We start from the raw sequence: 22,928 nt of genomic DNA, 5'->3' as shown, positions 1-22,928 counted from the left end.
TCTGCCAGACGCCTCCCGGGGCCGTTTCGGTAGGCGTCCCGGGGGGGCGGAGCGACTGTGGTCGCCCCGGCCCCCCGCCGGGGTGTCACCAGGTCACGGGGAGCCTGGCCACGCCGTAGAAGTCCGAATCGGTGCGCATGGGGACCTCCTCGACCGGGACGGCCAGGCTGAGGGTCGGGAAGCGGGTGAACAGCTCGCGCAGGGCGACGCCGATCTCCACGCGGCCCAGTGCCTGGCCGATGCAGTTGTGGATGCCGTGACCGAAGGTCAGCTGGCCGGCCGCTTCCCGGCGGATGTCGAACACCTCCGGCTCGGGGTACTTCTCGGGGTCCCAGTTGGCGGCCTGGACGGCGAGGGTGACGGCATCGCCGGCCTTGATGAGCTTGCCGCCGAGTTCCACGTCCTCCAGTGCGGTCCGGAGGCCGGTGTGCGTGATGGTCAGGTAGCGCAGCAGCTCCTCCACCATCCGGTCGGTGAGCTCCGGTTCGGCCCGCAGCAAGGCGGCCTGCCGGGGGTGGGTCAGCAGGGTGTAGGCGCCGAGACCGATCATGTTGGCGGTGGTGTCGAAGCCGGCGCCGAGCAACAGGGCGCCGATGTTGGTGAGTTCCTCGTCGGTGAGGTCGCTGTCGCCGCCGGCCAGCTCGCCCATCACGTCGTCGGTGGGCTCGGCCCGCTTGGCGGCCACCAGCTCGGCCAGGTACTTCTGCACCTCGGCGAAGGCCGCGAACTGGGCCTCCGGCCCCTGACTGTTGTCGTTGGTGGCGATCGCCTGGCGTTCGAAGAACTCCCGGTCCTCGTAGGGCACGCCGAGCAGCTCGCACATCATCTGCGCGGGGATGGGCAGCGCGAACTCCTGGAACAGGTCGACCGCCGGGCCCTTGCGCCGGAGTGCGTCCAGGCGCTCGGCGGTGACCTGCTCCACCCGATCGGCGAGCCCGCGCATCCGGCGGTGGGTGAACTTGCCCTGGAGCAGTTTCCGGTAGCGGGTGTGCTCGGGCGCGTCCATCCGCTGGAACATGCCCGGCTGGGCCGGCGGTGCCTGGTACTCCGCCGCCGGTCCCGGGATGGGCCAGTGCGCCAGCTCGGCCCGGGAGCTGAACCGGCTGTCGGACAGCACCTCGCGGACCATGGCGTGGCCGGTCGCCAGCCAGCCCACGTGGCCGTCGGGGTAGGTCATCCGGCGCAGCGGGCCCTCCTCACGCAGGCGGGCGAACTCCGCGGGCGGGGCCAGCGGACAGCCGGCGGGGCGCTCCAGGGGCAGGCCGGGGATGGGCGAATCGGTCATGTCAGCTCCTCCTCACGAGGCCACACATCCATACATGCATGGCCGCTACACCGAAACGACGCTACGTTGCGATTGCGCAGCCGTCGGCCGCCGTCGCCGCCCTTTGTCACATGCGACTCCTCCTCCCCAGGGAAAGTCGGGACCCGATCGCGGTCACCGAATGGCCGAAAGTCGATGACATTTCAGTGCGTGAAGGGTCGGCGGTCCACCCGTCGTCTTGTTCGACGGGACGAACCGGACACCGAACAGGAGGTGGCCCCCCTGCGCATCCTTTGAGGAATCAAAAACGCCCTTCTCCAGGGCTTTGGAGAAGGGCGGCGAGAAAACGACTCGCACACACCGAACAGAGAATGCCGAACACCCGATAGCGACCGGCGGGATCGCCACTGGCCGGGAACGGGCGAGGGCTCCGATGGTCTTCGCCGTCGTCCCGCCCCCGGCTCCCGCTCCGGGGGCGCAGGCGCCCCCACACCCCCACACCCCGCCCTTCCGGGGCCGCGCGGGTGCAGATGCCGCGCGGCCCGACGGCGTGTCAGGCGGTCGGCCGGGAACGGGTGAAGAGGCGTCCGCCGACGTCGACGCCGATGACCCGGCCGACCTCGTCGCGGGTGAAATAGCCGCGCTGCCCCTTCAGCGGGCCCTCGGTGATGACGTACCCGTCGTCGGGCAGGAATCCGGTGAGGCCGGGCGGGCAGTCCGGCGGCATCTCGGCCTCGGAGGCGGCCCGGATCTCCGGCTTGATCTCGGCAGCGAGGGTGAGCCGGGTCCCGTCGGCCGCGATGTCGATGTTCATGACCTCGTTCTCGTAGCGGCCGGCCACCTCCCGCGCGTGCGCGTCGTCGTACGGGACCGGCTCCGGGTCCCGGTCGACCACACCGAGCTGGTGTTCCAGCACCCAGCGGGCGATGGACTGGTTGAACGCGTGGCCGGCCGGTCCGGAACTGGCCAGGACGGCGACCGCGAAGTTCCGCTCGGGCACGATGAGCAGCTCGGAGAACTGGGCGTTGCCGGAGCCGCCGTGGCCGATCGTGCCGACGCCATCGATGTCGCGCAGCATCCAGCAGACGCCGATGCCGTCGCCCAGTGAGCTGTTGCGCAGGGCGGCGGTCCGCTCCCGCATGCCGTGCAGCAGGCCGGTGGGCACGATGCCGTCTCCGTCACCGAGGTGGAAGCGGGCCCAGCGCAGCACGTCGCTCACCGACGAGACGGCGCCGCCGCCGGGGTTGTTGCCGTGCGATCCGGCGCGGTACGCCTTCCACGGTGTCGCCGGCCGCAGTTGCCCGTCCTCGCCGCGGGTGTACCCGACGGCGAACCGCCGGACGATGACGTCGTCCAGGTCGTAGAAGGTGTCGGCCAGCCCGAGCGGTTCCAGGAGGAGGGAGCCGACGGCCTTCTCGTACGGCATGCCGGTGACCTTCTCGATGACCCGTCCGGCCAGGTTGTAGCCGGCCTGGCTGTACGAGGCCCGGTCTCCCGGTGCCGCGATCATTTCCAGCCCGGCCATCTTGGCGACGAATTCGGCCAGCGTCTCCTCGCCGTCCTCCACGTCGATCAGGTTCCAGTCCAGGCCGCCGGTGTGGTTGAGGAGGTTGAGCACCGTGATGCGTTCCGCGGCCCGCTCGTCGGGGAGTTCGAGCTCGGGCACGTAACGGCGGACGGGTGCCTCCAGATCCACCTTCCCCTCCGCGGCGAGGCGTACCAGTGCGGTTGCCGTGAAGGTCTTGGTGAGTGAGGCGAGCGGGAACAGCGTCCTTTCGTCCACCGGCAGCGGATTGTCGATGCTCGTCACGCCGTAGGAGGCATATAACTCCTGGCCGTCCTTCAGCACTCCGACTGCGACACCGGGTACACCGAACTCCTCGGCGGCGGCGGTGACGAAATCGAGCAGTTGGTTTTGCGCCATCATTCCCCCTGCAAAGGAAGCGAATTGCACTAAGTACAAGTGCGAGCGTACGGGGAACTTGAGCAGTGTGCAAGTGGGGGTTCCGGCGGCGGCACCGCGGCAGCACCTGCCCCCCTCGTCACAAGAGCCCGGGCGGGCGCGGCAGGACGCGGAAGGGTCTGGACGGGACGCGCGGCGAGGCGCGCGACGGGGCGGCGGCGGAAGGGGCCGGAGCGGGAAAACACGATTGCCCGGAGCCCCGCCGTTCGGCGAGGCTCCGGGCATGAACGAAGAGCAACCGGCAGCCCGTCCCGTGTCCGACCTGTTCGCCCCCGACGGCCGCCTGAAGGCGATCCCGCGCAGACCCGCCCGCCGCGAACAGCTGCTCGGGCACCTCGCCCGGACACTGTTCGCCGCCGACGAGTCCTACACCGAGGCCGAAATCAACGAGGCGATCCGCACCGTCCACGAGGACAGCGCGGCCCTGCGCCGCTATCTGGTGATCGGCGGACATCTCGTCCGCACCCGGGACGGGAGCTGCTACCGGCGGCCCGCCGGAGCAGCTGCCGGCTAGAAGTTGCCGTAGTTGACCTGCCAGGTCGGCAGGCCCATCCGGCGCCACAGGGCCACCACGCGGTCCCGGTCGTCCAGCGACACGCGGACCGCGTACCGGTGCCGGACGTGCGCGTCGAAGAGTTCCGCCTTCACGATGTCGTCGCTGCGTCCGTCCCCGGACGCGCGCATCCACAGCTCGTCGTAGGGGACTTCGTGCCGTGCGAGCCACTCCTCGGTGATCGCGCGGTGGTCCTCGCTCCGCCCGGACAGCAGCACGATCCGGTCGTTCTCGGCACTCCGGAACGCCCTCAGGGCCTGCCGGACCGAGAGGTTGAGCAGGTCCAGATCGCAGCGCGTGAAATCGTACGGGCCGCGGTCCCCGCGCAGCGCAAGCGTGCCGTCGATGTCGCACATCACCGCCGAGGGCAGCGCCGGGTCGGCGACGTACGGATCGGCGGCGGGCTGGGCGCCCAGCCACTCCGCGGTGAGCCGCCAGCCGCCCCGGGTGGCCTTGGCGTGCTTCTCGGCCAGGATGCGGATGATCTCCTCGCCGACCGACCGCTCCCGCGCCGCGTCGCGCCGTACGCACTCCTCCACCGGCACGTCGGTGAAGTCGTGCACCACGAAGGCCGCGTCGAGGCCGGTCAGGGCCGCCTTGAGGCGCTTGGGGATGTGCGGGGTGAGGTGCGTGTTGTCGATGACCACGTCGAAGCCGCCCTCGACCGCCGAGCGGACGGCCGCGTCCTGGATGTCCAGCACGGTCCGCTCGTGCGCGTGCGAGCGGCCCCGCTCGGACGCCGGTACGTCGAGCATGGTGCGCAGGTCGTCGAGGTTGACGCGGCGCATCCGGCCCTCGGACTCCTCCTGCAGACGGCGCGCGGCCGTGGTCTTGCCCGAGGCGGGAAGTCCCGTCATGACGTGTACTGCGGGCACTGGTTCAGTTCTCCTCGTCGGTGGTGAAGGGGTCGGCCGTCTCCGGCCGTACGGCGCGCCAGACCAGCAGGTCCGTGGGGCGGCCGTCGAGCCGCAGGAACAGCGCGGACTTGATGCCGGGCTCGACCGGCAGCGCCTTCACCGCGCGCGCGAACGCGCCCCGGTCGGCACCGAGGTGGGCCACGGCCGCGTACGCCTCGTCGATGGCGCGCGAGCGAGCCGCCGCCTCGTCCTCCAGGCGCGCGATCACGGCGCGCACCCAGGCGTCGAACTCGTCGGGCACCTGCTCCAGCAGGGCGTCCAGCGGACGCCCGCCCTCGGAGGTGATGCCGCCGAGCTCGGCGACGGACAGGCCGAGGCCCTGTGCCAGCCGCTTCGTGGCGGTGCCGGCGAACCGCTGGATGCCGTGGCTGCGCCAGATGTCGCGTTCGGTGACCCCGGTGAGCACCTTGTGCAGCCGCACGTACTCGGCGATCTTCGCCTTGGCGCGCACGCCGGAGGCGAACCGCAGCACGAAGCCCTCGGCGTCCGTTCCGGTGGCGGGGCCGCCGCCGGGCAGCGTGTTCGTCTCGGTCAGCTTGAGCAGCTCGTCGAGGGGCATGGGCGGGTGGACGGTCACCACGGACCCGATGCCCTGCCAGTGGACGGCGGCCTCGGCGAGCGGTACCTCGGCGCCGTCCCGGCCGAACGCGGCCAGCAGCACCAGGTCCCGGCGGTCGCCGTAGTCGACGACGATACGGTTCTGCGGGTAGACGATCTCGGCGAGGTAGGTCACCCCCGGCACGAGCCCGACCGGCGCGGACCCGCCGGCGCGGTCGAGCCGGCGCTGCGCCCAGACGGCCTGGGCGCTGCCGAATGACCCCTTGGACGCGACCCGCCAGCTGCCCGCGTAGTGGAAGACCACGCCGAGGCTGCCGTCGACCTTCTCGTAGACCTCGAACGGCTCGTCCGGCAGCGCGGGCGCGTACGGCTGGCCGGACTCGTGCTCGCCGACGTTGAAGAACTTCGGCAGCGGCAGGGCGACGACCTCGCCGGTGGCGTCGTCGGCGACGAGACCGCGGCAGCGCATGGTCACCCTGGTCCAGTTCCGCTCGTACTGGCAGGCGCGCGAGTAGGTGTAGATCGACAGCGGCAGTTCGGGGTGCGTTTTGCGGATGACGTGTCCGGCGTCGATCGCGGCCGCCAGTTCCTGCGCGGGCATCAGGTCGTGGAGAGTCAGGGCCACCTGGCTCATGGGGTTCCTCCCGGTTCGTGAGGCTTCATCCTCTCGTGCGGGAGGGGCCTGCCGACAGTGAATTAGCAGGCGGGCAGCCGTGCGCGGGGAGTCTACTGCGCTGACCGGACAGGTACACCGGGAGCTTCTACCCGCTCCCGCACGGTCAGCCTGCGGGCCCTGACCGGTAACGCCGTTCCGCCTCCCCATGCCGGTCGAAGTCTTCACACCCGACCGCAACACGTGTAACGCGGCCGGCCTTCCCGGTCACAGCACCAGCCGGGGCTTCGTGCTGCGCGGCGGCAGAGGGCGCCGCCATCCGGCTGCCCCGGCAGTGCTGCGCCCGGCTCTCCCGGCGGCATCCGGGCACGCACTCCGCCCAACGACCGCGCCCCGAGCGGGAGCCTGCGCCCCGATGCCCCGGCTGCCCCGGGCTGTTCCACTCAACTCCCGCTGCACGACTGCCAATTGTCGTGCAAACCCTTGCCCCGCCGACCCCGTTCGCCAATGATGCTCCGGGCGCGGAGCCCGACCGCGGTCGGTTCTCGCGCCACCCACCAACCCCACCTGGCCGGAGGCCTGCCTTGCGGACGAGTCGTCACATACGGAGAACAAGCGTGGTCGTCGGTGCCGCCCTCACCCTGGTCGTCGGCTTCCCGCAGGCGGCGTTCGCGGCGCCGCCCCCGGCCCTCCCCGTCAACGCCAGTGCGATGGAGCTGGCCTTCCAGCCGGCGTACGACTACGACACCGACGGCTGCTACCCGACCCCCGCCATCGGCCCGACCGGGGTCCTGAACAGCGGCCTCAAGCCCACGGGCGCCCTCAACGGCAGCTGCCGGGACGCCTCCGACCTCGACAACACCAACGGCTACTCCCGCGCGACCTGCAACAACGGCTGGTGCGCGGTGGCCTACGCACTGTACTTCGAGAAGGACCAGGCGCTGCCCGGAATCAGCCTCGGAGGCCACCGCCACGACTGGGAACACGTGGTGGTGTGGATCCAGAACAACGAGGCGAAGTACGTGGCGACCTCCGCCCACGGCGACTTCAACATCCACACGCGGGACCAGATCCGCTGGGAGGGCAACCACCCCAAGATCGTCTACCACAAGGACGGCATCAGCACGCACTGCTTCCGCGCCGCGAACACCAACGACGAGCCGCCGGAGAACCACAAGCGCACCTGGCAGTACCCGGCGCTCGTCGGCTGGGACGGCTATCCCCCCACCCTGCGCGACACGCTCGGCCAGGCCGATTTCGGCAGCGCACACTTCGGCCTGAAGGACGGCTCCTTCCCGTCCCACCTCGCCGAGGCCAAGCCGGCGGGCATCCCCTTCAACCCGTACGGGTAGACGCCGGTCCGAGAGGATTCGGCCGCCGAGCCGGCTGCGGACAGGGGGGCGCGATTGGGGGTGGAGGACGATGTTCTTCACCGACCGGACGGACGCGGGCACGCGCCTCGCCGGGGCCTTGCGGCACCTGGAGCGTGAGGCGCCCGTCGTCCTGGGACTGCCCCGCGGCGGGGTCCCGGTGGCCTTCGAGGTCGCGCGCGCCCTCGGAGCGCCGCTCGACGTCATCGTGGTCCGCAAGCTGGGCGTCCCCCAACACCGTGAGCTGGGCTTCGGCGCGATCGGCGAGGGCGGCGTGCGCATCATCAGCGAGGACATCGTGCGTCTCAGCCGGGCCGGGGAGCGGGAGCTCGCGGCCGTGGAGCAGGCCGAGCAGGAGAACCTGCTGCGGCAGGCGCACCGGTTCCGCGAGGGCCGCACCCGCGTGCCCGTACGGGGCCGTACGGTGATCGTCGTGGACGACGGCATCGCGACCGGCGCCACGGCGGCCGCCGCCTGCGAGGTCGTACGGGCGCAGGGCGCGGCCCGGGTGGTCCTGGCGGCCCCGGTCGCGCCGCCGGACGCGGTGGCCTGGCTGCGCACGGAGGCGGACGAGGTGGTGTGCCTGTACGCGCCGCCCGCGTTCCGCGCGGTGGGCGAGTGGTACCGGGACTTCTCACAGACCCCGGACGAAGAGGTCGTCGCGCTGCTGGCCAGGGCCACGCAGGCGGCGGGGGATCCACTCGATGCGGCCGCAGGGGCCCGGCCGGGGGCCGACGGGCCGGGGGAGGCAGCTTCGGAGGCGTCCCGGACCGGGACGCCCGGGTCCGGGACGCTCGGGTCCGGACCGGTCGTGGTGGACGCTGGTGGCGTCTCGCTGGCCGGGGACCTGGTCCTGCCCGCCGGCGCCGGGGCGGTGGTGCTGTTCGCCCACGGCTCCGGCAGCAGCCGGCACAGTCCGCGCAACCGCGCGGTGGCGACCGCCCTCAACGAGGCCGGACTGGGCACCCTCCTCTTCGACCTGCTCACGCCCGCCGAAGAGGCCCGCCGGGCGAACGTCTTCGACATCGGCACCCTGGCCGGCCGGCTGCTGGACACCACCCGCTGGCTGCGCTCCCGCAGCACCCTCCCGTTCGGCTACTTCGGTGCCAGCACCGGGGCCGCGGCGGCACTGCGGGCCGCCGCGGAGGCGCCCGCCGGTTCGGGGGTCCGCGCGGTGGTCTCCCGGGGCGGGCGCCCGGACCTCGCCGGAGCGCACCTGGCCGGCGTACGCGCCCCCACCCTGCTGATCGTGGGCGGCCGGGACACCACGGTGCTGGACCTGAACGAGCAGGCCCGGCGGGAGTTGCGCTGCGAGAGCCGGCTGGAGGTCATTCCGGGTGCCACGCACCTCTTCGAGGAGCCCGGGGCCCTGGACGAGGTCTCCGGCCTGGCCCGGGACTGGTTCCTCGACCACCTGAGGAAGACGGTGGACGACGCGTGACGGGTCCGGGGCCCCGCCCGGCGGAGCCCGAACAGGCCGCACGGCGGACCCGGGATCGGGCCGCACGGCGGGTCCGGCCCGATCCCGGCCCGATCCCAGCCCCGGCCCGGTGTCACCCCTCCGTGTCGCGGTAGGTCTCCAGCAGCCGGAGCCAGATCTCGCTCATCGCCGGGAACGACGGCACGGCGTGCCAGAGCCGGTCCACCGGGACCTCGCCGGCCACCGCGATCGTCGCCGCGTGAAGCAGCTCGGCCGCTCCCGGCCCGACGAAGGTGGCCCCGAGCAGGGTCCCGCGGTCCAGGTCGACGAGCATCCGGGCCCGCCCCCGGTAACCGTCGGCGTACAGCCCGGCGCCGGTGACCTTCCCCAGGTCGTAGTCGACGGCCCGGACCCGGTGCCCGGCCCGTTCCGCAGCGGCCAGGGTCGGTCCCACCGCGGCGGCCTCCGGATCGGTGAAGACCACCTGCGGCACCGCCGCCGTGTCGGCCGTCGCCACGTGGGCGCCCCAGCGGGCGGTGTCGAGCGCGCCGCCGCCGGTTCCGTTACACGTGTCGGAGCCGGGGCCGGCGAAGCGCGCGGCGATCGCGGCGCCCGCGATCCGGGCCTGGTACTTGCCCTGGTGGGTGAGGAGCGCGCGGTGGTTGACGTCCCCGACGGCGTACAGCCAGTCGTGTCCGGTGGAGCGCAGGGTGTCGTCCACGGGGATCCACTCCCCCGGCTTCAGCCCGACGGTCTCCAGGCCGATGTCCTCGGTGCGCGGCGACCGTCCGGTCGCCATCAGCAGTTCGTCGCCCTCGACGGACTCCCCGCCCTCCAGGACCGCCGTCACCGGCCCGGTGTGCCCGTCCCGTACGACTGCCTCGACGGTCACGCCCGTACGGATCTCCGCACCCGCCTCACGCAGCGCCGCGGCGACCAGCTCCCCGGCGAACGGTTCCATCCGCTCCAGCAGCCGCTCCCCGCGCACCAGCACGGTGACCTTCGACCCCAGGGCCTGCCAGGCGGTGGCCATCTCGGCCGCCACCACCGACCCGCCGACGATCAGGAGGCGCGGCGGCACCTGCCGGGCGGAGGTGGCCTCCCGGCTGGTCCACGGGCGGGCCCCGGCCAGGCCGGGCAGGTCCGGTACGACGGCCCGGCTGCCGGTGGCGACGACCACCGCGTGCCGGGCGGCGAGCACGTGGTGCTCGCCCTCTGCGGCGGTGACGGCGACCCGCCGCGGGCCGTCCAGCCTGCCGTGGCCCCGGTAGAGGTGGGCGCCGATCGACGCGAGCCAGTCGAGCTGGCCGTCGTCCTTCCAGTGCCCCGTCCAGTAGTCGCGGTGGGCGAAGACGGCGTCACCGTCGAGCGGGCCCCCGACGGCGGCCGAGAGCCCCGGGACGCGGCGGGCGTCGGCCCGCGCGAGGGCCGGGCGCAGCAGGGCCTTGCTGGGGACGCAGGCCCAGTACGAGCACTCCCCGCCGACCAGTTCGGCCTCCACCAGCGCGGTGGTGAGCCCGGCGGCGCGGGTCCGGTCCACGATGTTCTCGCCGGCCGGGCCCGCGCCCAGCACCACGACGTCGTACTCCTCGGCTTCGGTCATGGGGCACAGTCTCTCGGCCACCGCCCCGGCCCGCACGAAGGTCAGGCGTCCGGCGCGTCGCCGTCCCGGCCCTGCGCCTGCTGCTCGGCGATCTTCGCCTTGATCTCGTCCATGTCCAGGGCGCGGGCCTGGCCGATGATGTCCGTGAGGGCGGGCTCGGGAAGCGCGCCCGGCTGGGCGAACACGGCGACCTGGTCGCGGACGATCATCAGCGTCGGGATGGACCGGATGTCGAAGGCCGCGGCGAGTTCGGGCTGGGCCTCGGTGTCGACCTTGGCGAAGACCAGATCCGGATTGGCCTCCGAGACCCGCTCGTAGACCGGCGCGAACTGGCGGCAGGGGCCGCACCACTCCGCCCAGAAGTCGATCAGGACGAATCCGTTGTCACGGACCGTGCTGTCGAAGTTGTCCTTGGTGAGCTCGACTGTGGCCACTGTCTTCCGATCTCCGTAGGGGGTGCGCCCGTTGCGCGTCTGGTGGTGGAACGGACGGGATGCCGCCCGCATTCCGGCTGCCCGGCGGGGCAGGATGGTGCCGTGACGGCCGAAACCACGGGGACCGCTGCGCCTGCTGCGACCGCCGGGCAGCGAATCGAGTTCTACACCTATGGCTACGGGCCGCTCTGGGGCGTGCGGGTGGACGGCACCGATCTGCGCGTGCACGTGGCGGCGGCCACCCGGGCGCTCTGGTGGCCCGCTCTGGAGGCGGAGGCCGCCGAGCAGGCCGCCGAGGGCAGGGAGCGGCCCGGCCCGGAAGCGCTGGAGGAGCGCGTGCTCCGGCAGCACGCCGGCATGTCGGCGACCGACCTCGTCGACCCGGTCCGGCACTTCCACGGCGAGGTGGCCCCGGACGTCCGGGCGGAGCTGTGGGGGGATTTGGCGGACCTGGTGCCGGTGCTGGGCTGCTGCTGCTCCGTGTGGCAGTGCCGGCCGCTGCTCGCCCGGGTCGCGGTCGCTCCGCGGACCGTCACCTGGTCGGGGTTCCGCCAGCCGTACCGGCCCGAGTGGGGCGAGCTTGCCCTCGGCCCGTACGTCTTCGGCCGCGCCCGGTACGAGGAGGCGCTGGCGCATCCGGTGGTGCTCGACGGGGACCCGCTGGGCGAGCGGAGGTACTGAGCGGGGGCGGTACTGGGCGGGGCGCCGCGCCCCGCCCGGGGCCCGGCCCGGTCGGGCCCGGCCGGGTCGGGCCCGGCCGGGTCGGGCCCGGCCGGGTCGGGCCCGGCCGGGTCGGGCCCGGCCGGGTCGGGCCCGCGTCGCCGGGCAGGGCCCGAGCCCGTCAGAACGGGTGGCCGGCCGCGGTGCGGCGGGCCGTGGTCCAGCGGAGTTCGGTGAACGCGTCCAGGTTCGCCTCACCGCCGAAGCGCGCTCCGGTGCCGGACACCCCGGTACCGCCGAAGGGGGCCACCGCCTCGTCGTTCACCGTCTGGTCGTTGATGTGCGCGATCCCGGTCGGTATCCGTTCGGCCAGCTCCAGTCCGCGTGCGGTGTCGGCGGTGACGATGCCGAGCGAGAGACCGTACGGGCCGTCGGAGGCCAGGGCCACCGCCTCGTCCTCGGTGGTGAAGGACCGCACCGGCGCCACCGGCCCGAAGACCTCCTCCGCGTAGGCCGGGGTGTCGTCGGCGACACCCGCGAGCACCGTCGGCCGGTAGAAGAGGTCCTGGTGGGTGCCGCCCGCGACCAGCTTCGCGCCCTGTTCGGTGCTCGCCTCGACCAGCGCGTGGATCCGGTCCCGCTGCGCCCGGTCGATGACCGGGCCGAGGTGGACCTGCTCCCGGTACGGATCGCCGACCGCGAGGGCCTCGGCCTTGGCGGCGAGCCGTTCGACGTACTCGTCGTAGAGCGAGGCGTGCACCAGGTGGCGGCCCGCGGTCATGCAGATCTGGCCCTGGTGGAAGAACGAGCCCCAGGTCGCCTGGGCGACGGCGGCCTCGACGTCGGCATCGGCGAGCACCAGGAGCGCGGAGTTGCCGCCCAGCTCCAGGTGGACCCGCTTGAGGTGACGGCCGGCCAGTTCGGCGACGGCCCGGCCGGTCGCGGTCGAGCCGGTGAACGACACGATACGGACACCGGGTTCGGTGACCACGGCCGTTCCGGTGTCCGCGCCGCCGGGTAACACGTGCAACAGCCCGGCCGGCAGCCCGGCCGCGGCGAACACGGCGGCGAGGGCCAGACCCCCGCAGACGGCCGTCCGCCGGTCCGGCTTGAGCAGCACCGCATTGCCCAGGGCAAGCGCGGGGGCGACGGAGCGGATCGCCAGGATCAGCGGGGCGTTGAAGGGAGCGATCACCCCGACCACGCCGGCGGGCACCCTGGTCGTGTACGAGAGCCTGGGCGCCTCGCTCCGGAGCACCTGCCCGGTGGGGCGGGAGGCCAGGGCGGCCGCCTCGTAACACTCCTGTGCTGCCACGTGTAACTCGAAGGCGGCCTTGCCGGGTATGGACCCGGACTCCCGCACCAGCCAGGTGCTCAGCTCCTCGGCGTGCCGGGCGAACAGGTCGCCGGCCCGGCGGAGGACCGCGGCGCGCTCCAGGTGGGTGGACCGCGCCCAGCCGGGCTGCGCGGCCCGCGCCCGTACCGCCGCGTCGGCGACGTCGGCCGGGGCAGCCAGCTCGAACGTGGCGAGGACCTGTCCGGTCGCGGGCTCGACCACGGGGGCCGGGCCGCCGGTCAGCGTCGGTCCGTCCTGCCAGAGGGACGGGTCGAGAAACGGCATCGCAGGGCCTCCGGGACGCGCGGCGGGCTGGCTCGGGCAGGGGTCATCGTAGCCAGCAGAGAAGGCCAAAACTGTTCACTTATAAGGCAGTTGGAAACCGCACTGACCGGAATTGATCGCTGCGCGGAGGACCGGTCGACCGGCCGGTCGACAGACCGGGCCGTGGGGGCCGAGGACGGACGGCCGTGGGGGGGCTCACACGGCCGCCCCCACGGTCCGGTCAGCGCTCCAGGACGAGGGCGATCCCCTGCCCCACGCCGATGCACAGCGCGGCGAGTCCGGTTCCCGAACCGGCCGCGGCGAGCTGGTGCGCCACCGAACCCGCCAGCCGGGCCCCGGAGGCGCCGAGCGGGTGGCCGATGGCGATGGCGCCGCCCCGTGGGTTGACCACCGCCGGATCCAGTTCGGGCCAGGCTGCCAGGCAGCCCAACGCCTGGGCGGCGAAAGCCTCGTTGAGCTCGACTGCGGTGAGGTCGGCGAAGCTCCGGCTGGCCTTGGCGAGCGCCCGGTCGACCGCCTCGACCGGGCCGAGGCCGAAGAGGTGCGGCTCGATGCCGGTCACGGCGGAGGCCCGGATCCGGGCCAGCGGCTCGCGGCCGGTCTCGGCGAGCCCCGCCTCGTCGGTCAGCAGGAGCGCGGCGGCGCCGTCGTTGAGCGGGGAGGCGTTGCCCGCGGTCACCGTGCCCGTGCCGTCGGTGCGGAAGGCCGGCTTGAGCCGGGCGAGCGCCTCGGGGGTGGACCCCTCGCGGATGCACTCGTCGCGGAGCAGCTCCGGCGCGTCCGGGAACGGCACGACCTCGGCCTCGTACTGCCCTGCGGCCCAGGCCGCGGCCGCCTTGCGGTGGCTGTCGAGTGCGAAGGCGTCCTGGGCCTCGCGGGTGATGCCGTGCTTGTCGGCGATCAGCTCGGCGCCCTCGCCGAGGGACACCGTCCATTCGGCGGGCATCCTCGGGTTCGTCATGCGCCAGCCGAGCGTGGTGGACCACATCTGCTGGTGCCCGGCGGGGAGGGCGCGCTCGGGCTTCTGCACCACCCACGGGGCACGGCTCATCGACTCGACGCCGCCGGCGATGGCGACCGAGGCATCACCCAGGGCGATGGCGCGGGCGGCCTGGATCACGGCCTCCAGGCCGGAGCCGCAGAGACGGTTGACGGTCACGCCGGGCACGCCGACCGGCAGCCCGGCGAGCAGCACGGCCATCCGGGCGACGTCACGGTTGTCCTCGCCCGCGCCGTTCGCGTCACCGAGCACGACGTCGTCGATACGGGCCGGGTCGAGCTGCGGGGTCCGGTCGACGAGGGCACGGACGACGTGGGCGGCGAGGTCATCGGGGCGCGCGCCGGCGAGCGCGCCGCCGAACTTGCCGATGGGCGTGCGGACGGCGTCGACGACGTACACGTCGCGGATGTGCATGTCTCTCTCCTGAGTCGGGCACACGGGTGCGGGCGTGTGCGAGCGCAGTCTCCGCCGGGCCGTCACGGCCTGTCAACGGTGGGCCACGGAGGGGGGCGGCACATGAGCGGAACGTGAGCGGAGCCGACCGTTGCCGGGCGACCGGGTGCCGTCAGGCCGACTCGCGGGGCACCATGACGGCGGACAGCAGGTCGCGGTGCGACTCCGCGACCGCGGGCGACCGCACCATCCGGTCCACCAGCTCCGCCAGCCGGTCCCCGCTCGGCAGCTCGATCCGGACGGTGCTCAGCCGCGGCCGCAGCAGCCGGCCGAGCAGCAGGTCGTCGGCCCCGACGACCGCCACGTCCGCGGGGATCCGCAGCCCGGCGTCCTGCAGCGCCCGCATCAGCAGCATCGCGTACTCGTCGTTGTACGCGTACACCCCGTCGAGCCCCAGTTCCCCCCACCGTTCGGCCAGCGCCGCCGCCGACTCTTCCGTGTAGGCCATCGGGAGCGCCCGCGCCTCGGGCGCCCCGGCGGCCTGTACGGCGCCCCGCGCGCCTTCGAGGCGGGGCGCGGCGAACAGGCCGAGCCCCCGGGCCTCGGGGACGATCACGCCGATCCGGCGGTGGCCGCGTTCGAGGAGGTGCTCGACGGCCCGCGCACCGACCTCCCGCTGGTCCATCAGCAGCGCGTGCGCACCCGGCAGCCCGGACGGCCCGACGGTGATCACCGCACGGGTACCGGCCCGCTTGAGCGTGTCCACGTCGCGCGGGCTCAGCGTGATCTCGCCCAGCGAGATCACCGCGACCGGCCTGAGCTCGGCCCAGGCGCGAGCCGCCTGATCGCCGCTGAGGCCCAGGCTGCCGTACTGGACCACCGTGTAGTCGAGCCTGCGCAGCGCCCACTGCAACTCGTTGAGGAAACCGCTGTACAGCTGCCCGACCGGCACGTGCGAGGTGGGGAGGAGCACGATCCGGGTGTGCCCCGCCCGCAGGCTCCGCGCGGCGGCGTGCGGGACGTACCCCAGCTCCTCGGCCGCCTCGCGGACCTTGCGGCGGGTCGGCTCGCTGATCCGCACCGCTTCCGCGTTGTTCAGCACGTACGACACGGTCGCGCGCGAGACACCAGCCAGGCGGGCCACGTCGGCACTGGTGGGGACGGCGGTCGCGGCCCGGGCCGACGGCTTCGGTGAATCGGTCATTGCCGTCGCATCTTTCCAGACCCGTTGCCGCCGGGGACTGGCGGATGGCCGGAAACGGATGCTAGACAGTGGTTACACGAGCAACTGACACGTGTCACCATGCTGGCCGGATGCTCGTGCCGCCGCCCCCGCCGTGTTTCCGACACATCCCCGCCGTCACGGCGGGGGCGGCGCACAGGCGGGCGCCGCAACGCCCGCGCCCCTCTGCTACGCCCTCGCCATCCGCAGCACCTGCGTCAGCCGTATCCAGACCACTCGTTGTTACACGTGTAACCGCTCCCTGGCCCCCGCTCAAGCCACCCCTCATCCGCCCGCAGACCATCTGCGCCCCGCCCAGGAGGGCACCATGGCCGTTTCCTCCTCCGCTTCCTCCGCTTCCTCCGCGTCCTCCGTCTCCGAGTCCCCAGCGGCTGGGAGATCGGCTCCGGCCGGCCGCCCGGCACCCGGACGCGGCCTGCTGCCGCTGCTGCTGATCGGCAACTCCGCGATGTACGCGCTCTACGTCGGCGTGGCGGGTGTGCTCCTCGCGCTCCAGGTCGAGGAGATCGACCCCGCCCACAAGGTCGCCAATTTCGGCTTGATAGCGGGTGTCTCCGCAATCTTCGCGACGGTCTTCAACCCGGTCGCCGGAGCCCTCTCCGACCGCAGCGGCCGGCGCAACCCGTGGATCCTCGGCGGCGGTCTGGCCGCGATCCCCGCCATGGCGCTGCTCGGATTCGCCGACACGGTGCTGCTGATCACGATCGCCTGGTGTCTGGGGCAGGCCGTCATGAACGTCTACCAGGCCGCCATCACCTCCGTGGTCCCCGACCGCATCCCGGCGACCGCGCGCGGCAAGGCGTCCGCGGCCGTGGGTCTGGGCCTGCCCTTCGGTTCGACACTGGGCGCGCTGCTCGGCGCGGCCTTCTCGGAGGACTACCGCACCGGCTACCTGCTGTTCGGCGCGATCGTGGCAGGTGCCGCCGTCCTGTTCACCGCCTGCACCCGGGAGGAGCGGCTGCCGAGCCGTCCACCTATGCCGGTGAAGCGGCAACTCGCCGATTTCGCGAGCGCGTTGCGCGACCACGACTTCCGCTGGGCTTTCATCGGGCGGGCCTTGCTGGTGCTCGGCTACTTCGCCGTCAGCGCGTACCAGCTCTACGTCCTCCAGGACCACACCGACCTTCCCGCCGGCCTGGCGCCGGAGGAGGCGCTGGCCCTGCTGATGCCGCTGAACAGCGTGGCCATGGTCGTGTCGACGGTGCTCGGCGGCTGGCTGTCCGACCGTTACGACCGGCGCAAGCTGTTCGTCGGCGCGTCCGCACTGCTGTCCGCCGTCGCGCTGGTGATTCCGGCCCTGTCGACGAGCTGGACGGCCATGCTGGCCTATTCCGTCATCAACGGCCTCGGTTTCGGCTGCTACATGGCTGTGGACACGGCCCTGGTGACGATGGTGCTGCCGACGGCCAAGGACGCGGCGCGCGACATGGGAGTGCTCAACATCGCCAATGCGGGCCCGCAGATCGTGGCACCCTTCATCGCGTCGTTGATCGTCTCCGTGAGCGGCGGATACACGTCGCTGTTCCTCGTCGCGGCGGTCCTGTCCGTTGCGGGAGCGATCGCGGTCAGGCCGATCCGCGGGGTCCGCTGACCTCCCACCTGCCCTCCCCTCCCCTCCCCTCCCCTCCCCTCCCCTCCCCTCCTCTCCCCGGCCCCTCCTCTCCTTTCAACAGAAAGGCACCACCGTGCAGTTGCACACCCACACCTGGGGCGAGGGCGACCGTCTCGCCGTACTCGTCCACGGCATCATGGCCGACCATCGCACGTGGCGCCGCGTCGGCCCGGCTCTCGCCGCTCGCGGCTACCGGGTGGTGGCCGTGGACCTGCGCGGTCACGGCAGCAGCGGTCGCGGCGAGTACAGCCCGTGGCTGTTCGCGGACGACCTCGTCGAGACCGTGCCCGCGGGCGCGGAGCTCGCGATCGGGCACTCGCTGGGCGGCCTGGCCCTGTCCCTGGCCGTGGATCGGCTGCAGCCGCAGCGTGCGGTGTTCTCCGACCCCGCCTGGCACCTGGCCTCGTCCGACGAGGGTCTCGGGCCCGAGGTGTTCGCCCGCCTGAAGTCCGCCCCGAGGGAGCAGATCCGGTCGATGAACCCGCGGTGGGAGGAGGCGGACGTCGACATCGAGCTGGCGACGCTGGCGGTCTGGGACGAGGCCACCGCCGTGAGTCTGGAGCCGCTGCTGGGAACCGACCTGCTGCCGGCCACCCCGCTGGTGCCGTCGCTGGTGCAGCTCGCCGACCCGAGCTTCCTGATCTCGGAGGACCGCGCCGCGGTGCTGCGGAAGCGCGGCTTCGAGGTCCGTACGGTCGCGGGCGCCGGTCACACGATCCATAGGGACGACTTCGAGGGGTTCATGGCGTCGTTGGAGGGGTGGATCTGAATCCCGGACGCGATCTCCGCGGGGGATGGTCCGGTCCCGGGCCGCCCGCTACTGTCCCCCGTACCTGTGAGTAACACGGTTGAGGAGTGGGGAGGTCCGGTGTCCGCAGATTCCGTCCCGGTGTCGGCAGGACTGGTGGAGACGGTCCGCCGTCTGACCGAAGGCGAGGTGTCCTCACGGCAGTTGGCAGAGGAGGCGCTGAGCCGGATCGCGGCGGCGCAGCCCCGTCTCAACGCCTTCCGCGTGGTGCGCGCCGAGGCCGCGCTCGCCGAGGCCGAAGCGGCGGACCGGCGTCTCGCCGCCGGTGAGCGACTGCCACTGCTGGGCGTGCCCCTGGCCGTCAAGGACGATATGGACGTGGCCGGGGAATCGACCCCCTTCGGATGCGCCGGGGATTTCCCGCCCAAGGCCGCCGACGGCGAGGCGGTGCGCCGCCTCCGGGCGGCGGGCGCGGTCATCGTCGGGAAGACCACCACACCGGAGCTCGGGCAGTGGCCGTTCACCGAGGGGCCGGCGTTCGGCGACACGTGTAACCCCTGGAACACGGACTACACGCCCGGCGGTTCCTCCGGCGGCTCGGCCGCCGCCGTGGCCGCCGGGCTGGTGCCGGCCGCACTGGGCTCGGACGGAGCGGGATCGGTACGGATACCTGCGGCCTGGACCCATCTCGTCGGGATCAAGCCGCAGCGCGGACGGATCTCCACCTGGCCCGACCCCGAGTCCTTCCTCGGCCTCACCGTCAACGGCGTCCTGGCCCGTACGGTGGCGGACGCGGCTCTGCTGCTCGACGCGGCGAGCGGGCCGCATCCGGGCGACCTGCACGTGCCGCCCCCGATTTCGGCCGCCTCGGCGGCCGCGGCCGAGGGGCCCCGGCGGCGGCTCCGGATCGCCCTTTCCTTCGGAATGGCCTTCACCGCAACCCCCAAATCGCTTGATCCGGCGATCCGTTCGGCCGTGGAACGACTCGCGGTCCGGCTGGAGGCGCTGGGCCACGAGGTGATCCCCGAGGACCCCCGGTACGGGCAGATCGGCCTGACCTTCGTACCGCGGGCGACCGGCGGCGTACGGGAGTGGGCGGGGCGCGTGCCGGACCGGGAGCTCCTCGACCCCCGGACGCACGAGGCGATGCGTACGGGGAGGCTGCTGGGCGGCCTGGCCCTACGGTCAGCGCGGCGGGCCGAACCGCTGCTCCAGCGGCGGATCGGAGAGATCTTCGGACGCTTCGACGTCGTCCTCACGCCTACGACGGCCACTCCGCCCCTCAGGATCGGCGAGCTCGCAGGGCTCGGAGCAATGGCCACGGACCGCGCGATGATCGCCGCGTGCCCGTACACCTGGACTTGGAACACGCTCGGCTGGCCAGGAGTGAACATCCCCGCGGGCTTCACCGAGTCCGGCCTCCCGATCGGCGCCCAACTGCTGGGGCCGGCGAACTCCGAACCCCTACTGATCGGGCTTGCCGCACAGGTGGAGGCGGACCGGAGGTGGGCACGCCTGTGGCCAGAGGGGGTTCGGGAAGTCGGAGCCGGGGCGGGACCGGGAGCTGAAGCGGGGGGTCGGTGAGGTCACCGAGGCCTGGGGGAAGAGAACTGGGGCGGGGGCGGGGGCGGGGGCGGGGTGTGCCTAGGCTCCGGCTGGGCGGCGTCTGGGAGGTGCCCGGGGGCTGCCCGTCAGTCCCAGTGTCATTACGCGCCGGCCGCCGGCGTCAAGGGCGCTCCCGTTGGTCGCGTCGGCAAGCCGATGGCCCTTCGGGCCCCCCTTGACCCCGACGACCGTCACGCAACGACAAGGACTGTCGGGCCGCCCCCGGGGGATGGCATGGGAGGAGCCTTCGGATCCTGGCGCTCTGGCGTTGGCGGGCACGAGCAGCGGCTCCCGCCCGGCCAGCCGCCCTCCGGGCGGACGCGGAAGTGAAATGGATCAGATCTACGTAATTTGGGCCGGTCCAGGCGCACCAAATCGCTACGCGCTCCTGCTGATTGGCGGATGCGGCCCGCCGGGTACCGGACGCCACCGATCGCTACGCGCTCCCGCCGGACGGCGGATCAGGGCCGCCGGTGGCCGGACATAGGCCGCCGCCGATCGCTACGCGCTCCGGCCGGACGGCGGATGCGGCCCGCCAGTGGCCGAGCACGGGCCGCCCACGTCCGCTAAGGGTGTCCCGTAAATGATCTTCTGGTTGCCCCGGGCTCGGTTGGCCGCCCGCTGTGCGGCCCGCTGATCTATCCAACGAGCGCGAGGTTGTGCATCCGGGCGATGCCGAGCATGGCGTGGTGGACGCCGTCGCCTTTAACTGATGGTTTCAGAATGAAGTTCGGAGGCGGCGGAGGCAAATGAGGCTGCAAGCCAGTTCGAGCAGTCCCTGGTGGATGTCGGCGCGTCGCTCGTAGCGGGTGCGGAGCCGTTTGAACTGGTGCAGCCACGCGAACGCGCGCTCGACCACCCAGCGCACCTTGCCCAGACCGGAGCCGTGGGCGACACCGCGTCGGGCGATCACGGGCTTGATGCCGCGCTTCCACAGCAGGCGGCGGTATTTGTCGAAGTCGTATCCCCGGTCGGCGTACAGGCGCCGAGGCTTTCGGCGGGGGCGTCCCCGCAGCCCCGGGATCGGCGGGACAGCATCCAGCAACGGCAGGAGCTGGGTGACGTCGTGGCAGTTGCCGCCGGTGAGTGTGACGGCAAGCGGGATCCCGTGGCGGTCGACGATCAGGTGGTGCTTGGGGCCGGGGGGACGAGCACGGTCGACGGGTGAGGGGCCGACATGGTCCCCCCTTTGAGAGCCCGGACATGCGAGCCGTCCACGGCGCAGTCGTCCAGGTCCAGCAGGTCTGTGCGGCGCAGCTCGGTCAGCAGGGCGGTATGCAGGCGTGGCCAGACGCCGGCCTCGGTCCAGTCCCGCAATCGCCGCCAGGCCGTGACTCCGGAACAGCCGCCGGTCTCGGCCGGGATGTCGCGCCAGGCGACGCCGGTCCGCAGGACGTGCATGATGCCGGCGAGGGCCACCCGGTCCGGAACGCGAAGCCGCCCAGGATGGCGGCGTCGTCGCTCGGGAGGGAGCGGCAGCAGCGGGGCCACCCGCTCCCACAGGCCGTCTGGGACAAGATCAGCACGCACCCGAGCACCCTGCCGACCACGAGCGGACAACGCAAGAGGGTGCGTCATTCGGCAGGGTGTCCGGGCGACGCACGGGAAGGTGCGGGCTACAGGACTGCGACGGTGAACGCCACGGGGTTGGAAGCGGTGTTGTAGGCGGTGTAGATGGTGATGGTGTCGGCGGCGTTGCCGCAGGTGCTGGTGGGGTAGTTGCGAATGTCGAGGCCGTAGGTTCCCTGGCCGGCGTTGACGGCGCCCACCACGACGGCGTCCTTGAGGGTGATGTCGGGGTCGGAGACCACGACGCAGTAGGCCGCCTGCCCGACCCTGCGGGATGAGGAGACGTTCTTGGCGGCGGTGAGGGTGCCGGCGGCGTCGACCTGGGCGGCGGCGCGGGCGTAGGGGGCGTACAGCTCGGCGGGTGCCGCCACTGCCGTGCTGGCCAGGACGGGGACCGACACCAGGGCGGCGACGGTCAGGGCGACGGCGCGAGCGCGCCCGGTGATGCGGTGAGACATGGGGGCTTCCTTATTCTCGGCCGTGTCACCCGTGTGCTGGGGCGGCCGGGTTATGCCGGCGAGCGGTGGTCCAGCTTTCCGGCTCGAGGCGGGAAGGTCAGGGGACGAGCAGCATGAAGGGTGTGTCGGCCATCAGATTGCGTTCGCCGGTGTAGACGGTCAGCGTGTCGGCCGCGTCCCCGCACTCGGGCGACGGGGTGGTGCGCAGGTTGATCGCGTACTGCGGGCCGCCGGTCGTGATGATGGTGGCGACCGGGGTGCTGCGGCTCACGTCGATCCTGCTGGCGTCGTCGAACGTCACGCAGTAGATGCCTGTGGCGACCTTGGTGGACGACTTGATTCCTTTGGACTGGGCGCGCGTGCCGTCCGAATTGATCTGGGCGGACGCCTGGGCGTACGGAGCCTTGGCCTTGACGGCCGCATCGTCCGCCATCGCCATACCCCCGGCCGCCCCTGCTGCCAGGAGCGCCAGCGCGGCAGCAGTCCCGATGAGTCCCTGACGCGTCGTGATGGTCTTGATCATGACTTCCTTCCATGGGCGTGACCGCCGAACCAGCTTGATCGCGGAAAGTATGCAATCGGGCGCTTACCGTGATGATCAAGTCGGGAGTGGATCTCTCACCCGAACGCGTCAGAAACGACCCTTTCCGGGGGGAGGGGTGGAAGCGCTGGGCACGTGCGGTCCGCCCGCGACGCCTACCGCACGTGCCTGGACAACCTCAGCCGACGGCCCCCGGCAGGAACACCAGAGTCCGGCAGGCGACCGCACTTGCCGGACGCCGGCGTCTTCTCGGATCTCATTCTGAAACAGTCAGTAAGAGGTCGTTTTCATCTGGATTGCTGTGGTTTCCGGTCATTCTTGGTGTGCGGAGTCGTGGTGATGGAGAGGTGGCAGGCATTCTCTGGGGTTTGTGAGGCAGGTGGGGTAACGGGTGGGGCGGGATGGCCCGTGTTCCTGTCTCATCCCAGAACGCCCGGGCTTCGCGGCTGTGCGCTTCCGTTGTCGTCGATGTGCGCCTGGGCGCACTCGGTCTGCGGCGATACGCCGGAAGCATGGCGAAGCGACGTCCGTATCCGAGTGATCTATCCGATGCCCGCTGGGAGTTGATCGAGCCGGTCCTTGCCGCCTGGCGGTTCGAGCGCCGGAGGAAGGCCCTGGACTTCGGCCGGCCACCCGAGCATGACCTGCGCGACATCATGGATGCGATCTTGTATGTGGACCGGACCGGGGTCCAGTGGCGCTATCTCCCACATGACTTCCCGCCCTGGAACACGGTCTACGGCTACTTCGCCAAGTGGGCAGACGAGGGCGTGTTCGCCCAGC

20 protein-coding genes are annotated in these 22,928 nt (G+C 72.4%); 8 read left to right on the top strand and 12 right to left on the bottom strand.

The features are described from left to right. Positions 1 to 85 precede the first annotated feature (85 nt). Positions 86 to 1,285 carry a cytochrome P450 gene (locus AC067U_RS15185; protein ID WP_478830149.1) on the bottom strand — a complete coding sequence of 400 codons (1,200 nt, stop codon included), beginning with the start codon at positions 1,283 to 1,285 and terminating at the stop codon, positions 86 to 88. 532 nt (positions 1,286 to 1,817) lie between these two features. Beyond that, positions 1,818 to 3,188: a serine hydrolase domain-containing protein gene (locus AC067U_RS15180; RefSeq protein WP_478830148.1), complete on the bottom strand. Its 1,371-nt coding sequence runs from the start codon at positions 3,186 to 3,188 to the stop codon at positions 1,818 to 1,820. Positions 3,189 to 3,450: 262 nt separating this feature from the next. Between AC067U_RS15180 and AC067U_RS15175 the strand changes: the two genes are divergently transcribed. Then, a complete protein-coding gene (locus AC067U_RS15175; RefSeq protein ID WP_478830147.1) occupies positions 3,451 to 3,741 on the top strand; it encodes a DUF2087 domain-containing protein in 291 nt (96 codons plus the stop codon). Here the strand turns inward: AC067U_RS15175 and AC067U_RS15170 are convergent. Continuing rightward, positions 3,738 to 4,655: a phosphatase domain-containing protein gene (locus tag AC067U_RS15170; RefSeq protein WP_478830146.1), complete on the bottom strand. Its 918-nt coding sequence runs from the start codon at positions 4,653 to 4,655 to the stop codon at positions 3,738 to 3,740. The two genes, AC067U_RS15175 and AC067U_RS15170, sit on opposite strands and share 4 nt — an antisense overlap. A 4-nt stretch (positions 4,656 to 4,659) precedes the next feature. Beyond that, on the bottom strand, positions 4,660 to 5,889 hold the full coding sequence (locus AC067U_RS15165; protein WP_478830145.1) for a T4 RnlA family RNA ligase: 1,230 nt from the start codon (positions 5,887 to 5,889) through the stop codon (positions 4,660 to 4,662). 563 nt (positions 5,890 to 6,452) lie between these two features. On the opposite strand from AC067U_RS15165, the gene AC067U_RS15160 reads away from it, so the two are divergent. Together AC067U_RS15160 and AC067U_RS15155 are read left to right on the top strand one after the other, a co-directional pair. Continuing rightward, positions 6,453 to 7,220: an NPP1 family protein gene (locus tag AC067U_RS15160; RefSeq protein ID WP_478830144.1), complete on the top strand. Its 768-nt coding sequence runs from the start codon at positions 6,453 to 6,455 to the stop codon at positions 7,218 to 7,220. A 70-nt stretch (positions 7,221 to 7,290) separates the two neighbouring features. Next, positions 7,291 to 8,679 carry an alpha/beta family hydrolase gene (locus AC067U_RS15155; RefSeq protein WP_478830143.1) on the top strand — a complete coding sequence of 463 codons (1,389 nt, stop codon included), beginning with the start codon at positions 7,291 to 7,293 and terminating at the stop codon, positions 8,677 to 8,679. 112 nt (positions 8,680 to 8,791) lie between these two features. Here AC067U_RS15155 and AC067U_RS15150 read toward each other — a convergent pair whose 3' ends face one another. Then, complete coding sequence (locus AC067U_RS15150) at positions 8,792 to 10,261, bottom strand: dihydrolipoyl dehydrogenase family protein (RefSeq protein ID WP_478830142.1); 1,470 nt, start codon at positions 10,259 to 10,261, stop codon at positions 8,792 to 8,794. Positions 10,262 to 10,302: 41 nt separating this feature from the next. After that, entirely contained in the window at positions 10,303 to 10,695 is a 393-nt protein-coding gene (gene trxA / locus AC067U_RS15145; RefSeq protein ID WP_478830141.1) for a thioredoxin, read from the bottom strand. A gap of 102 nt (positions 10,696 to 10,797) precedes the next feature. Here trxA and AC067U_RS15140 point away from each other — a divergent pair, with 102 nt between their 5' ends. Then, positions 10,798 to 11,376, top strand: coding sequence for a hypothetical protein (locus AC067U_RS15140; RefSeq protein ID WP_478830140.1), 579 nt, complete (start codon positions 10,798 to 10,800; stop codon positions 11,374 to 11,376). Between the two features lie 160 nt (positions 11,377 to 11,536). On the opposite strand, the gene AC067U_RS15135 is transcribed toward AC067U_RS15140, so the two are convergent. The 3 genes from AC067U_RS15135 to AC067U_RS15125 all read right to left on the bottom strand — a co-directional run bounded on the left by AC067U_RS15135 (position 11,537) and on the right by AC067U_RS15125 (position 15,573). Beyond that, entirely contained in the window at positions 11,537 to 12,976 is a 1,440-nt protein-coding gene (locus tag AC067U_RS15135) for an aldehyde dehydrogenase family protein (protein ID WP_478830139.1), read from the bottom strand. 220 nt (positions 12,977 to 13,196) lie between these two features. Next, positions 13,197 to 14,390 (bottom strand): thiolase family protein, encoded by a 1,194-nt coding sequence (locus AC067U_RS15130; RefSeq protein ID WP_478830138.1) that lies wholly within the window; start codon positions 14,388 to 14,390, stop codon positions 13,197 to 13,199. 151 nt (positions 14,391 to 14,541) lie between these two features. Next, entirely contained in the window at positions 14,542 to 15,573 is a 1,032-nt protein-coding gene (locus tag AC067U_RS15125) for a LacI family DNA-binding transcriptional regulator (protein ID WP_478830137.1), read from the bottom strand. Between the two features lie 346 nt (positions 15,574 to 15,919). Between AC067U_RS15125 and AC067U_RS15120 the strand changes: the two genes are divergently transcribed. The 3 genes from AC067U_RS15120 to AC067U_RS15110 all read left to right on the top strand — a co-directional run bounded on the left by AC067U_RS15120 (position 15,920) and on the right by AC067U_RS15110 (position 19,556). Next, entirely contained in the window at positions 15,920 to 17,203 is a 1,284-nt protein-coding gene (locus tag AC067U_RS15120) for an MFS transporter (RefSeq protein ID WP_478830136.1), read from the top strand. 94 nt (positions 17,204 to 17,297) lie between these two features. Further along, a complete protein-coding gene (locus AC067U_RS15115; protein WP_478830135.1) occupies positions 17,298 to 17,993 on the top strand; it encodes an alpha/beta fold hydrolase in 696 nt (231 codons plus the stop codon). A gap of 99 nt (positions 17,994 to 18,092) precedes the next feature. Then, a complete protein-coding gene (locus AC067U_RS15110; protein ID WP_478830134.1) occupies positions 18,093 to 19,556 on the top strand; it encodes an amidase in 1,464 nt (487 codons plus the stop codon). A 739-nt stretch (positions 19,557 to 20,295) separates the two neighbouring features. Here AC067U_RS15110 and AC067U_RS15105 read toward each other — a convergent pair. The 3 genes from AC067U_RS15105 to AC067U_RS15095 form a co-directional block, all read right to left on the bottom strand. Then, positions 20,296 to 21,107 (bottom strand): IS5 family transposase gene (locus tag AC067U_RS15105; protein WP_478830133.1). Its coding sequence is split into 2 segments (ribosomal slippage): positions 20,296 to 20,768 and positions 20,768 to 21,107, totalling 813 coding nucleotides; the frame shifts between segments, so codons are not numbered across the junction. Between the two features lie 86 nt (positions 21,108 to 21,193). Further along, entirely contained in the window at positions 21,194 to 21,604 is a 411-nt protein-coding gene (locus AC067U_RS15100; protein ID WP_478830132.1) for a hypothetical protein, read from the bottom strand. A gap of 97 nt (positions 21,605 to 21,701) precedes the next feature. Next, positions 21,702 to 22,127 carry a hypothetical protein gene (locus AC067U_RS15095; protein WP_478830131.1) on the bottom strand — a complete coding sequence of 142 codons (426 nt, stop codon included), beginning with the start codon at positions 22,125 to 22,127 and terminating at the stop codon, positions 21,702 to 21,704. 530 nt (positions 22,128 to 22,657) lie between these two features. Here AC067U_RS15095 and AC067U_RS15090 point away from each other — a divergent pair. Further along, positions 22,658 to 22,928: transposase (locus AC067U_RS15090; RefSeq protein WP_478830130.1), on the top strand; the 271-nt coding region annotated here is incomplete at its 3' end.

This window comes from Streptomyces sp. NPDC043853, assembly GCF_056436025.1.
The sequence above is the reverse complement of the archived record's forward strand: the minus strand, read 5'-3'. Positions and strand labels throughout refer to the sequence as shown.